This is a genomic window from Shewanella sp. DW31 (assembly GCF_015767295.1).
Classification (GTDB): Bacteria; Pseudomonadota; Gammaproteobacteria; order Enterobacterales; family Shewanellaceae; genus Shewanella; species Shewanella oncorhynchi.
Map to the genome: position 1 here is coordinate 186,377 of NZ_JADWMP020000007.1, position 13,295 is coordinate 199,671.

Here is a 13,295-nt window from a genome sequence, read left to right on the forward strand (position 1 = left end):
TTTCCTGTAGCGCCAACCCCTTTCCCTGTCCTTTACTATTGAGCTTGGGTATCATAGTGCCAACGCACGTCGCCCCATTTATGATAGGTATTCCATGCAACAAATCGTCCTCGCCAGCGGTAATAAAGGCAAACTCGCTGAATTCGATCAAATGCTCGCAAGCTACGGTGTCACTGTACTGCCGCAGAGCCAGTTTAATGTCAGCGAAGTAGCAGAAACGGGTACCACTTTTGTAGAGAATGCCATTATCAAAGCAAGGCATGCCGCCGAAATCACCGGACTTGCGGCCATTGCCGATGATTCGGGTTTAGAAGTGGATTTACTCCAAGGCGCTCCAGGCATTTATTCAGCACGTTACGCAGGCGAAAATGCCAAAGATCAAGACAACGTCTTGAAACTACTTGAGACGTTAAAAGACCAGCCAGCACCTCGCGGGGCAAGATTCCAATGCATACTGGTATATATGCGCCATGCGAAAGACCCTACCCCGATTATTTGCCAAGCCTCATGGGAAGGCCAAATCGACTTTAGCCAACGCGGCGCTAATGGCCATGGTTACGATCCGATTTTTATCCCTGAAAATTATCAATGTAGCGCGGCAGAGCTGAGCAGCAACGAGAAAAATGCCTTAAGTCATCGTGGTAAAGCTCTAGTGCAACTCATCGCTGCCATGCAAGCCCAAGGCGTATTAACAAGCGGGAATGCACAATAATGTCGTCAACTGCCGTGACTACTACGATGAAGCTCGAACTGCCACCACTCAGTCTGTATATCCATATTCCCTGGTGCGTACAAAAGTGTCCCTATTGTGACTTTAATTCCCATGGCCAAAATGGTGAGCTGCCACAGGAAGCTTATGTTGCTGCGCTATTGGAAGACTTACGCCAAGATTTACATCTCGTCCAAGGGCGGCAGATCCATACCATCTTTATCGGTGGCGGCACGCCATCATTATTCGATGCTAAACAAATCAAACGCATCCTCGATGGTGCCAATGCGCTAATTCCCTTTAGTGACAATATCGAAATCACTATGGAAGCCAATCCTGGCACTTTAGAACACGATGACTTTAGTGCTTATCGTGCAGCGGGCGTCACTCGTTTATCTATTGGTGTGCAGAGCTTTTCTAAGGATAAACTCAACTTACTCGGACGTATTCACGATCAAAACGAAGCACAAGTCGCCGCCCAAAAAGCCAGTCAAGCGGGATACTTAAGTTTCAACCTCGATTTAATGCATGGATTACCCAACCAAAGTTTTGCTGAAGCTATGGCTGATATCGACACGGCAGCGGCGCTTAACCCGCCACACCTATCTTGGTATCAGTTAACAATTGAGCCCAACACCCTATTCCACTCAAAACCGCCGCAGCTGCCCGATGACGAAGCGCTCTGGCATATCTATGAGCAAGGTCAACAAAAGCTGGCCGCATTAGGGTATGAGCAATACGAAATATCTGCCTACGCAAAACCTGGTTACCAATGTAGGCACAATCTCAACTACTGGCAGTTTGGTGATTATCTAGGTATAGGCTGTGGCGCCCACGGCAAAGTGACGCTGCCAGAAGAAAACCGCATCATACGCACGGTAAAAATTAAACATCCCAAGGGATATCTGAGTGCCCACAACTACACCTTCGAATCGATTGAAGTTGCAGAGGAAGACCGCGCGCTCGAATATTTAATGAATCGCCTGCGTCTGATGACACCTATTCCTAAGCAAGAATTTGAACTGCGCACCGGACAACACAGAGACACATTGACCGAAGGAATGGAAAAAGCCAAACAACGCGGTTTACTCACAGAATCCGCTGAACATTGGCAATTAACCAGTAAAGGTCATATGTTTGTTAATGATTTACTGACACAATTCTGCTAAGCCTGCCGTTAAAATAGCTCTATAAATAATGTGTTAGCTTTCAATAGTGCAGTTTAAGACTATTACAGCTAACACATTTTCTAACACTAATATCCATACATTCTTGTTCCGCTTCTTTAGTATTGATGCAAATCAATCTAGGAAGCCTGATCATGCCAATAAAAACTAAAATCAGCTTAGTCGCACTGACCCTTTCAGCTCTGCTGACCATTCCCGCGTATGCAGCATCAACTGCGCCACCCTTACACAGTGCAAGCGAACCTGTGAATGCAGTAGCGCAAACCGAGTCAGAAAAAGCCAATGCCCTGTTCGAAACCATCTTCATGGAAAACATTATGGCGAGTCCCATTTCGCAGACCTATATGGGGATCAAGCAAGACTATGATAAATGGGATGAACTAGGTGATGCCGCCGATGATAAAACCCTAGATCGCACAAAAAAACAACTGGCGCGGGTCAATCAGATTGATGCGACCAAACTCGATCCACAAACTCATCTTAGCCTCACGTTACTGAAGCAAAATCTGCAAAATGATATCGAAGATGACCAATGGCGCTATCATAATTACCCTGTGAATCAGATGTATGGTGGCCACTCTATGATCGCCTCCTTCTTAATTAACCAACATCAAATCACAGATGTCAGCGATGCCAAGGCCTATATCAGCCGCTTGAATGGCGTGCCCAAACGCTTAAGTCAATTACAGACAGTATTAGCCGTTCGCGCAGATAAAGGCATTATCGCGCCTAAGTTTGTATTCGCTTATGTGATTTCAGACAGCCAAAACATTATCAAAGGTGCGCCTTTTGATAAGGGCGACGATAGTGCGCTACTCGCAGATTTTCGCCGTAAAGTGAACGCATTAACGATTCAAGAGACAGAGAAGCAAGCACTGCTTAAACAGGCTGAGCAAGCACTCGTTACTCAAGTTGAACCCGCCTATAACAAGCTCATCAGTTACGTCAAAACCTTAGCAGCCAAAGCTGATGACCGCGATGGTGCGTGGAAACTCCCTAACGGCCCCGCCTATTACAATAATGCCTTGGCACGTACTACGACGACAAACATGAGCGCCGATCAAATCCATGACTTAGGTCTTTCTGAGGTGGAACGTATTCATAATGAAATGCGTGCCATCATGAAGAAAGTCAATTTTAAAGGCGATTTGCAGCAATTCTTTAGCTTTATGCGTGACGATCCCCAGTTCTACTACCCCAATACCGCCGAAGGCAAAGCCGCCTATTTAGCTGAGGCGACTAAGTTCATCGACAATATGAAGTTGCGCTTGGATGAAGTGTTCAAAGTAAAACCTAAGGCCGCCATGGTAGTGAAGCAGGTTGAAGCCTTTAGGGAAAAATCCGCGGGTAAAGCCTTCTATGAACAACCGGCACCGGATGGTTCGCGTCCAGGTAGCTACTATGCAAACCTATATGACATGAAAGCCATGCCAAAATACCAAATGGAGGCGCTGGCCTACCACGAAGGTATTCCGGGTCACCATATGCAGATAGCCATTTCCCAAGAACTGCAAAATATTCCTAAGTTCCGTAAGTTTGGGGGCTATACCGCGTATATTGAGGGCTGGGGTTTATATAGCGAATCTTTCCCAAAAGAAATGGGACTCTACGCAGATCCTTACTCTGACTTTGGTCGCCTAGCAATGGAGTTGTGGCGTGCCTGTCGCTTAGTCGTTGATACTGGTATCCACGCTAAAAAGTGGACCCGCGAGCAAGGCATAACCTATTACGTGGACAATACGCCAAATGCTAAATCAGATGCGGTGAAAATGGTTGAACGCCATATCGTTATGCCATCGCAAGCGACAGCCTATAAAGTAGGTATGATTAAACTACTAGAGCTAAGACATAAAGCAGAGCAACAGCTTGGCAGTCAATTTGATATCCGCGACTTCCATACGCTAGTACTTGCTAACGGCGCATTACCACTGGATGTGTTAGAGCAACAAGTCGATCTCTGGATAGCCAGTAAGAAGCAGGCCTAATGCCTTAATGCTTAGCCGTGAAGCACTGTTAACTTGCTTCACGACTAAAGCGACATAAGTGAAAGTCTTAAGCTGCGCCCAATAAAAAAGCCACTCGAAAGTGGCTTTTTTATTGGTACCATTATCCCGTTAGATAACGGAACCCTTCTCACTGTGGGTCACTATATTTGTTGCATTAATATATGCTTTAGCACTCGCCTTCACATCATTTAACACACAGTTGCGACTTTAGGGTACAGGGAGACAAAACTTGTGCTCAAGGCTGCAAACCATCAATAAAAAAATTACCTCAGCGATAAGGCTGAGGTAAACCAAAAACTAGGATGATGGTTTAAAGAGCCAACATTGTTTTAGTTCTCAAACTTCTGTTGGCTGTGATCCAAAACTGCATTAACGCCGACCTGTATACAAAAATTGAAAGGGGTCATTTCCAATAAACGTATAGGACTCAGATCATTCCGAATCAACTGTTACCATTGTATTCAATTAAGAACAGAGTTCAAGGATGTTATAAAAAAGTGCTTTAGTAACCCCTAAAAAACCATCAACAAATGTACTCATCAACTCAATCTAAAGTATTGATTTTAAATGGCCAGAAAAGTACCTGCCCAATTTAAAACCACATAAGACTGCTTTTGAGAACAATGTTTCCTATTTTACTGACGTTTACTGAATAATTCGACATAGGGAGCATCCCAATACGGTGGCGTCCCTATGTGATCTTTGATGAATTCGATAAAAGAACTGACCTTAGGTGCTAAGTGCTTACGACGGGGATAAACCGCCTGCAATGGCAGATGGTGAGTCAATTGCCAATCCTTCAGTAAAGGCACTAATGTCCCTTTGGCAATTTCATCCTCCATCAGATAACTCGCAAGATACACAACTCCAAGACCACTGATTGCAGCAGATTTTAATGCAGGCGCATTATCCACCCTGAAATTACCCGATACGCCAATTTCACAGTAGTCATCACCCTTCTTAAATTGCCACATGCTGTGCTCGTGCCACTCGCCTTGATAGACCAAACAGTTGTGGTCAACTAGCTGCTCAGGTCGAGTTGGCTCGCCATGTTGAGCAATATAGCCAGGCGAAGCAACTAACAGGAATTGGCACTTCATCAGAGGTCTAGCAACCATGCCAAGCGGTAATTGCTCAGACATAGTTAACAGTAAGTCTAAGCCTTCGCTCACGACATCCACTTTATGGTCCAGTAAGCTCACTTGTAGCTCAAGCTCAGGATGTTTTGCCATAAAAGATGGCAACGCAGGAATGATATGCATCACCCCAAAGGATTGGGAAATTCCCACCTTAAGCACGCCGCGGGTCGCATCATTTAAGTTATGCACGCTGGCTATCGCTTGTTCAGCGTCACGCAGCAGTTCTTCACCTTGCAGATACAGCAAATGCCCTGCTTCAGTCAGACTTAAGCTGCGGGTGGTACGTTGAATTAATTGAACACCAAGTCTATGTTCAAGATCGGCGACTTGTGTACTGACCTTAGACTTAGAGATCCCAAGCCTTCTTGCGGCGGCACTAAAACTACCTGCTCTGGCCACATGAGTAAAAATCGCAATAGGTTCTAACAGTTCTAACATGGAAGTCGCCTTAAGCTGTTTACGACAATGATATTAACTTTCGGTGAGCAGCTATGGTTAGCGTAATCATCGCTTAAAAATAACCATAGCATTGATATCTCGCATTAAAATGATATAACGCAGAGATTTAGACCGAAAAAGTCCACTAAAGTAGGGTGTTATATCTGACTGATATGCCAGCTTTTAATTATATTTTAAGAGTATACCAAATATTCGTCTCTAGACTGTAACATTCCGAACTAAATCGCTGCAAGCCTAGCCTATAAGCCACATCAACTTAGCCATAAGGGTTGTCGCCACGATTAAACAGTAGCCAATAAAAAAGCCCCTAGTCGATAAATTGACTAGGGGCGTAGCATTCAAGTTTGACTCATGCACAAGGAGATAGAAGTTATTGCAGTTAAAACTAAGGGCGATTCGCAAGAGATATTTACAAGAACTATTTGCAAGAACTATTCACGCAGTTCCTTGGTTGAGTTTTGTGTCAACACATAAGGCGCTAGTTCTGGCACTTCTTGGCGCAATTGATTTTCAAGCACTAACAAATTTTCAAATCGGTCGCACAAACGGTCAGCCTTAGCTTCTAATCCCTTAGATTGGCTCTCAATTTGTTGCTCAATATCTTGGCCTAACTTGTCCATTTTTTGGGAGAAGGTATCCATCTTAGCTTCAAAATTTTCACCGCCACCAGACATGATTTGGCCACCTAAGTTCATCATAATTGCGCCAATTGAATTCTGGACAATTTGTTCCATTTCCTGCTCGAATTCATCGTTAAATGTACTTTGCATCGAGTCTTCAGTCGCCCCTAAATAGAAGCTATCACCATTCTTATAAGCCACTGAATCAACCCGTTTTTGAACGCCAGCCATCATTTCATCAAATTTTGCACCAGCGGCATCACCCATTAAAGGTGTTAAGGCCATACCAACCGCTTTGGAAGCAAGAGATACTGCCTCATTCACCAGTTCAATCACTTCTGGCACTTGAGTCGAAACTTCATCGGCATATTGAGTAACCAATTTTTTCTGCTTGTCGGTTAAGTTAACTTGCTTACCTTCCACAAATAACTTGTCAACTTCGATGCGATACTTTTCTGTGCCCTTCTCGCTCATGACTAATTTTTTAGGCTCGACCATAACGTCATAATTTAAGGAGACCTCACAGCGCTCATCTATTTTTGGTTCTATTTGTGCTTGCGCCAGCTGTACGCTAGATGCCCCTAAAATCACGCCAGATAATGCAAATCCAGTTAATAACTTATTTAATTTCATTTTTGTTCGTCCTTTAATCTGAATAATTCGATAAACCTAAACTACTGAATAGCTTATAGCAGGAGACGTGCCAACCTTATAACAATATGATTATATTGGATTTTTAAAGTTAGCACTAAAAGGTCATTAGCGAAATTCGCTAACATTTAGTCTGATAGTGCTAATAAAAAACGAGAGATAAGACTAGAAAATAGAACGACCGAGACGCTGACTTAGATGCTCAAGCATCGCTGTGCCCGCAAGTGAGTTGCCATTATTATCGAGTTCTGGCGACCATACACAAATCGACAGTTCTCCAGGGATCACGGCAATAATACCGCCGCCGACGCCACTTTTACCTGGCATACCAACACGATAAGCAAACTCACCCGCACCATCGTATAAGCCCGAGGTTGCCAACAGAGCGTTAAGTTGCCGAGTTTGCACTTGAGAAATAAGCTCAGTCCCTGTGATACTTTTGCCGCGATTAGCTAAATACAACATGGCCTTAGACAAGTCAGCACAATTCATCTTCAAGGCGCAATAATGAAAATAGGTGCGCAGCACAGTATCAACATCACCTTGAAAATTACCAAAGGACTTCATCAAATAAGCGATAGCCGCATTGCGCGCACTATGCTGATATTCTGAATCTGCTACTTGTTTATCGAAACACACTTTATCGTTTTGGCTAAGTTGCCTGACTAACTCAAGCATTCTGTGTTTAGGTGCACCTAAACGACTCTGCAATAAGTCAGCAATCACTAACGCGCCAGCATTGATAAATGGGTTGCGTGGCTTGCCACGTTCTAACTCGACTTGTACTAAAGAGTTGAATGAATGGCCCGAAGGTTCTTTGCCAACACGGCTCCAGATTTCGGCTTCTTCATATAAAGTTAACGCTAAGGTTAAGCTGAAAACTTTGGAGATACTTTGAATCGAAAACGGCTCAAGGTAATCGCCCGCACCTAAGGTTTCGCCATCAACGGTTGTGACGGCAATGCCTAATTTGCCAGCATCAACGCTGGCCAGTGCGGGGATATAATTTGCAACCTTTCCTTGGCCGAGCAAGGGTCGAACTTTCTCGACCACTTCCTCAAGTAATGCCAACTCGGGCATTAACCCCACCAAATGTCGTACAGTTCGCTAACTTCAACCTGAGACACTTTTTGGGTCGCCCAGAATGCCTTAACTGCAGCAATATCTTCTTCGGTACATTTACCAATCGTTTGGGTGGCGATAATGCCTTCCCATTCGATGTGGCCGCCGCCATGGAAACCTAATTTACGGGTTTCGATCACTTCATCGATGAATTTATCTACAGTTGCATCGATATCGGCTTCAGATACTGATGCATCAAAAGTCCAAGCCATATCGAAACCTAACTCTTGGAATTCATCAACGCGCATTTTCTTACGTAAACGACGGCTACGATTAGTTGCCATAGTGATTTTCCCTTTTGTGTTTAAAATTAGCTAAAATTGAGTTCGTGATTAAGCGATACGCTCAAACATCAGATCCCATACACCGTGACCCAATCTATGGCCGCGGGCTTCAAACTTTGTCAATGGACGATGATCAGGACGCGGCACAACACTGCCGTCGGCCGACTGGTTTTGATAACCCGGTGCGGCTTGCATCACCTCTAACATATGCTCGCTGTACTCTTCCCAGTCAGTTGCCATATGGAACACACCGCCAATTTTTAGCTTGCGACGAATAAGTTCGGCAAATTCAGCTTGTACGATGCGGCGTTTATGGTGACGTTTTTTATGCCAAGGATCTGGGAAGAACAATTGCACTCGGGATAATGAACCGTCAGCAATCGCATGTTCTAATACTTCCATGGCATCGTGATGATACACACGTAAATTACTCACACCAGCAATGGCGGCATCACTGAGGCAAGAGCCTACACCCGGTTTATGTACTTCAATACCAATGAAATTTTGCTCTGGTGCATCTTTAGCCATTTGTACTAAAGAGGCGCCCATGCCAAAGCCAATTTCCAGCACAGTATCAGCTTCACGACCAAAAACGTCGCTTAGTACCAATGGCACTGGGCTGTAATCTAAACCCATTGTTGGCCACTGGCTTTCAATAGCGTGTGCTTGGCCTTTGGTTAGGCGACCTTCTCTCAGGACAAAGCTTCTGATCTTGCGCAGATACTTGCCTTCTTCATTAAATTCAGCGGTAGTGACTTCGCTCATTTTTGCCTCGTCTAGTGGACAACACCATCATAAAAGAAGGGCATTATCCAAAGTTCAACATACAGTGCAAGCACTAATGGGGCGAAAGTATACCAAGATTATTTAAGAGTGCGAATTTAGCAGCGATTTTTAGCTTTAGATCCCTTGCCAACTTATCTTTGACGCTTGTCTAAGAAGATAACTGCCGCTACACTGCGCCAATGAAATCTACAGCCTCCTTCGCTACACGTATCGTCTCTTGGTACGACAATCACGGTCGTAAAACCCTCCCTTGGCAGCAAGATAAAACCCCATATCGCGTATGGGTTTCTGAAATTATGCTGCAACAAACTCAGGTTGCGACTGTTATTCCCTATTATCTTAAATTTATGGCGCGTTTCCCCGATGTGTTAGCACTTGCTAACGCGCCAGACGATGAGGTGTTGCATCATTGGACCGGCCTTGGCTATTACGCTAGGGCGCGTAATCTGCATAAAGCAGCCAAAATAATCCGCGATGATTATCAGGGATTATTTCCAACACATTTTGAACAAGTGCTCGCCCTACCTGGCATCGGCCGCTCGACGGCAGGCGCAGTATTGTCATTGTCACTTGGGCAACATCACCCCATTCTCGATGGCAACGTAAAACGTGTATTAGCAAGACATGGGGCAATCGCAGGTTGGCCAGGGCAAAAAACGGTTGAAGAGCAACTTTGGCAACTGACGGATGCCTTCACACCGCAGCAAGATATTCAGAAATATAATCAAGCTATGATGGATATCGGCGCCAGTATTTGCACTCGTAGCAAACCTAACTGTGCCGCTTGCCCTGTAGCGATTGATTGCAAAGCTCAACTGATTGGCAGACAAACCGATTTCCCTGGCAAAAAGCCTAAAAAAACCATACCAACCAAAGCGGCGTGGATGTTAGTGATGATGCAAGACAACCAAGTCTTTCTAGCTAAACGTCCGCCAGCGGGAATTTGGGGCGGGCTCTGGTGTTTCCCTGAATTCGCTACCCAAGCCACCCTTGAAACTCATCTTGAAGAGCAAGGGTTTGATGCGCAGCAACTCGAATGGTTAACTGGCTTTAGGCACACATTTAGCCACTTTCATTTAGATATTCAGCCCATGATGCTTAACTTAGATAAAACTCACGGCGATAAAACCCTCGGCAATAAACAGAGCGTGGGTGCTGTCATGGAACAAAACCAGTCTCTCTGGTATAACATAAGTCATCCTTCCAAAGTGGGACTCGCCGCCGCCACCGAGCGCGTGCTAGCCAATTTGGGATCACTCGTTCAATCCGCAGTCAGTAAGGAATAATCATGGCGCGTACAGTCAATTGCGTATATTTAAATAAAGAAGCCGACGGCCTAGACTTTCAACTGTATCCAGGTGATTTAGGTAAGCGCATTTTTGATAACATCAGCAAAGAAGCTTGGGGCCTATGGCAAAAAAAGCAAACCATGCTGATCAACGAGAAAAAACTCAACATGATGAATGTTGATGATCGTAAATTTCTTGAAGAACAAATGACCTCTTTCCTATTTGAAGGTAAAGATGTTGAAATTGAAGGTTTTGTACCAGAAAAAGACCAAGATTAATTCTGGTCGTTAGTCGGCTCTAAGTATAAAGCTTACAAAAAAGCGCCCTTCGGCGCTTTTTGTTTATCTAAATGGCAGAATAAAGAGTTACTTACGCACGCCTTCAACCACTAGATCTAATTCAACATGGCTAGATGCTGGACCTAAATCCATCTTGATACCGAAGTCTTTCATCGCAAAGGTAGTTGTGCCAGTAAAACCGGCACGGTAGCCACCCCAAGGATCCTGACCTTCACCCACAGCATGGGCCTTGATCGCTAAGGGTTTAGTCACACCATTTAAAGTTAAGTTACCGTTAATCACTAAATCGCCATTTCCTTTATCTTCCACCGAAGTAGATGCAAAGGTCGCTTTAGCGAATTTGCCAGTATTAAGGAAATCTTCACCGCGAATATGTTTGTCACGCTCAGCATGGTTTGAATCGACACTTAATGTATTCACAGTGACATTCACTTTCATCGCAGTTGGTTTAGCCGCATCGTAGCTAAAATCGCCGCTAAAATCATTAAAACGCCCCACCACATAGCTATAACCTAAGTGATTAACTTTAAATGTAATAGAAGCGTGAGCGCCTTCATGATCAATCACATAGTCAGCAGCTGAAGCCGCCACAGGAGCCAATAGAGATACACCAATCAGTGCGCTTAACAGTTGCTTTTTCATTGTATTATCCTCGTTTAAATTTAATCATTCTAAGTAGGGTAGTGTCTTTATCGATAAAGTGATGTTTTAATGCGCCCGCCGCGTGAATAACGACCAGCGCGATCAAGCTGTAAGCCGCATACTGGTGAATATCACCCGCGATATCAGCTTGGTTTTCAAACAAAAGTCCCAATCCTGGTAGTTCAAACCAATCAAACACCCAGATACCACGGCCATCTGCGGTTGAGATCAAAATGCCAGCAGTCATAATGACAAAGAGCAAGACATAAATAATAAAATGCGCCAAATGTGCGGCCGTCTTTTCCCACGGTTTATGACTCGCCTCAGGTACAGGCTTGGGATTAACTAAGCGCCATACCAAACGAAATATTGTCGCAGCCAATAACAGAATCCCAATACTTTTATGTAGATGCGGCGCAGTCTTGTACCAAGTACTGTAGTAGGTTAACTCCACCATCCACACACCGACTGCAAATAACCCAATCACGACGAACGCACTCAACCAATGGGTCACAATGGCGGTAATTCCATAAGCAAACTGACTATTTCGAAACATACTGCGACTCCGTACTCGCGTTTTCTTCATGCTATCCATGAAATAATATTCATTATCATAAATCTAAATTTAAAAACTAAAATCAGTAAAAATCGCTTATATCTTTCTAAATTTTAGAAAGTAAGCCAAAAATCATGATCTGTGAGCACAAAGCTATAGTAAACATCAGTATCCCTCTGACTTGAAAAATACAGCCAACGAATGAAATTGAACTGAATTCGCAAAATAAGAGATAAAAAACACTCAAGATGTGCATTAAACAGCCGAACGAGTAATTTATCGGGAAAAAGCACTTGCAGAGGTCAAACACCCTAGCTAATATAGCCGCACTTCGAACGATACGGCTTAGCCAACGAGTTCAAAGTAGTTAACTAACGCTTAGTTTAGTTGCCCGAATAGCTCAGTCGGTAGAGCAGAGGATTGAAAATCCTCGTGTCCCTGGTTCGATTCCGGGTTCGGGCACCATTATTCTGTAGTAAAAATTGCAGTAAAGATTTAAGCCGGCATAGCTCAGTTGGTAGAGCAACTGACTTGTAATCAGTAGGTCCCGAGTTCGACTCTTGGTGCCGGCACCATATAAAACAATGAAACCACTCAATGAGTGGTTTTTTTGTATCTGAAATTTGAATAATAACTCACAAAGTCTGTGGTCAATCGCAACTGACTTACTCTTGACAATACCAATAAGTCCCGAGTTCGACTCTTGGTGCCGCCGGCACTATATAAAACAATGAAGCCACTCGCTTACTCTTAGTTGCTCCGCTTAGTTACACCCTATAAATACATCAATCAAAGCTCAACAATACCCACTGCGCTCCACAGCTCCTTGCTTGCAATAGATGAGCTTAAACCTTAATTTTTCTCTCCCCAATAGCAGATAAATGAATGAGGAAGTTAGGATAAACAGCCATAAGGAACACCTATTGGCGTTAAAGTGCTGAAACTTTCAGCGGTAAAATAAGAGTAAAACGAAAGAATCAAATAAATAAGCGCATTTTGTTTAATAGTTAATCAGTCACTTAAAAAGGGCTTGCACAGCTAAAGCGAGCACTATATTATACGCGCACTTCGAACGAACAAGGTCTTCACGACTTAGTTCAAAGTAGTTAACTAACGCTTAGTTTAGTTGCCCGAATAGCTCAGTCGGTAGAGCAGAGGATTGAAAATCCTCGTGTCCCTGGTTCGATTCCGGGTTCGGGCACCACTTTTAAGGTAATGAATTCGATTGGGTTTATTACTGTGCTTTACGCCGGCATAGCTCAGTTGGTAGAGCAACTGACTTGTAATCAGTAGGTCCCGAGTTCGACTCTTGGTGCCGGCACCATATAAACAATGAAGCCACTCAATGAGTGGCTTTTTTGTATCTGAAATTTGAAGTGTTCAGTACAAAGCGCAACTGACTTACTCTCGATAATTCCAGCAGGTCCCGAGTTCGACTCTTGGTGCCGGCACCATATAAACAAAAAAGCCACTCAATGAGTGGCTTTTTTGTATCTGAAATTTGAAGTGTTCAGTACAAAGCGCAACTGACTTACTCTCGATAATT

The 13,295-nt window shown here is 44.0% G+C and carries 12 protein-coding genes and 4 tRNA genes; 9 read left to right on the top strand and 7 right to left on the bottom strand.

Going from position 1 to position 13,295, the window contains the following annotated elements:
- Positions 1-94: 94 nt before the first annotated feature.
- The 3 genes from rdgB to GWI56_RS08570 all read left to right on the top strand — a co-directional run bounded on the left by rdgB (position 95) and on the right by GWI56_RS08570 (position 3,881).
- Positions 95-712: an RdgB/HAM1 family non-canonical purine NTP pyrophosphatase gene (rdgB, locus tag GWI56_RS08560; RefSeq protein WP_198572667.1), complete on the top strand. Its 618-nt coding sequence runs from the start codon at positions 95-97 to the stop codon at positions 710-712.
- Positions 712-1,878 carry a radical SAM family heme chaperone HemW gene (hemW, locus tag GWI56_RS08565; RefSeq protein WP_198572668.1) on the top strand — a complete coding sequence of 389 codons (1,167 nt, stop codon included), beginning with the start codon at positions 712-714 and terminating at the stop codon, positions 1,876-1,878. The genes rdgB and hemW overlap by 1 nt, the downstream gene beginning before the upstream one ends.
- Before the next feature lie 152 nt (positions 1,879-2,030).
- The gene (locus GWI56_RS08570) at positions 2,031-3,881 is read left to right on the top strand and encodes a DUF885 domain-containing protein (protein WP_198572669.1); all 1,851 of its coding nucleotides are present in this window, start codon (positions 2,031-2,033) and stop codon (positions 3,879-3,881) included.
- A 656-nt stretch (positions 3,882-4,537) separates the two neighbouring features.
- On the opposite strand, the gene GWI56_RS08575 is transcribed toward GWI56_RS08570, so the two are convergent.
- The 5 genes from GWI56_RS08575 to trmB form a co-directional block, all read right to left on the bottom strand.
- On the bottom strand, positions 4,538-5,479 hold the full coding sequence (locus tag GWI56_RS08575; protein WP_006082526.1) for a LysR family transcriptional regulator: 942 nt from the start codon (positions 5,477-5,479) through the stop codon (positions 4,538-4,540).
- 452 nt (positions 5,480-5,931) lie between these two features.
- On the bottom strand, positions 5,932-6,753 hold the full coding sequence (locus GWI56_RS08580) for a YggN family protein (RefSeq protein ID WP_198572670.1): 822 nt from the start codon (positions 6,751-6,753) through the stop codon (positions 5,932-5,934).
- A 183-nt stretch (positions 6,754-6,936) separates the two neighbouring features.
- Complete coding sequence (gene glsB / locus GWI56_RS08585; protein ID WP_113939414.1) at positions 6,937-7,851, bottom strand: glutaminase B; 915 nt, start codon at positions 7,849-7,851, stop codon at positions 6,937-6,939.
- A complete protein-coding gene (locus GWI56_RS08590; protein WP_028761293.1) occupies positions 7,851-8,177 on the bottom strand; it encodes a YggL family protein in 327 nt (108 codons plus the stop codon). Before GWI56_RS08590 ends, glsB begins: the two co-directional genes overlap by 1 nt.
- Before the next feature lie 48 nt (positions 8,178-8,225).
- The gene (gene trmB, locus GWI56_RS08595; RefSeq protein ID WP_198572671.1) at positions 8,226-8,942 is read right to left on the bottom strand and encodes a tRNA (guanosine(46)-N7)-methyltransferase TrmB; all 717 of its coding nucleotides are present in this window, start codon (positions 8,940-8,942) and stop codon (positions 8,226-8,228) included.
- Positions 8,943-9,142: 200 nt separating this feature from the next.
- Here trmB and mutY point away from each other — a divergent pair, with 200 nt between their 5' ends.
- Both mutY and GWI56_RS08605 read left to right on the top strand, forming a co-directional pair.
- On the top strand, positions 9,143-10,249 hold the full coding sequence (mutY, locus tag GWI56_RS08600) for an A/G-specific adenine glycosylase (protein WP_198572672.1): 1,107 nt from the start codon (positions 9,143-9,145) through the stop codon (positions 10,247-10,249).
- Between the two features lie 2 nt (positions 10,250-10,251).
- Positions 10,252-10,530 (top strand): oxidative damage protection protein, encoded by a 279-nt coding sequence (locus tag GWI56_RS08605; RefSeq protein WP_011788659.1) that lies wholly within the window; start codon positions 10,252-10,254, stop codon positions 10,528-10,530.
- Positions 10,531-10,617: 87 nt separating this feature from the next.
- Here the strand turns inward: GWI56_RS08605 and GWI56_RS08610 are convergent, their stop codons facing one another.
- Together GWI56_RS08610 and GWI56_RS08615 are read right to left on the bottom strand one after the other, a co-directional pair.
- A complete protein-coding gene (locus GWI56_RS08610) occupies positions 10,618-11,193 on the bottom strand; it encodes a YceI family protein (RefSeq protein ID WP_028761297.1) in 576 nt (191 codons plus the stop codon).
- Between the two features lie 4 nt (positions 11,194-11,197).
- A complete protein-coding gene (locus GWI56_RS08615) occupies positions 11,198-11,749 on the bottom strand; it encodes a cytochrome b (protein ID WP_198572673.1) in 552 nt (183 codons plus the stop codon).
- Positions 11,750-12,138: 389 nt separating this feature from the next.
- Here GWI56_RS08615 and GWI56_RS08620 point away from each other — a divergent pair.
- The 4 genes from GWI56_RS08620 (at position 12,139) to GWI56_RS08635 (ending at position 13,073) form a co-directional block, all read left to right on the top strand.
- Positions 12,139-12,214: transfer RNA gene (locus tag GWI56_RS08620), tRNA-Phe, on the top strand.
- 34 nt (positions 12,215-12,248) lie between these two features.
- Positions 12,249-12,324: transfer RNA gene (locus tag GWI56_RS08625), tRNA-Thr, on the top strand.
- Between the two features lie 553 nt (positions 12,325-12,877).
- A tRNA-Phe gene (locus GWI56_RS08630) sits at positions 12,878-12,953 on the top strand.
- Positions 12,954-12,997: 44 nt separating this feature from the next.
- Positions 12,998-13,073 (top strand) — tRNA-Thr (locus tag GWI56_RS08635).
- The last annotated feature ends 222 nt before the right edge of the window (positions 13,074-13,295 follow it).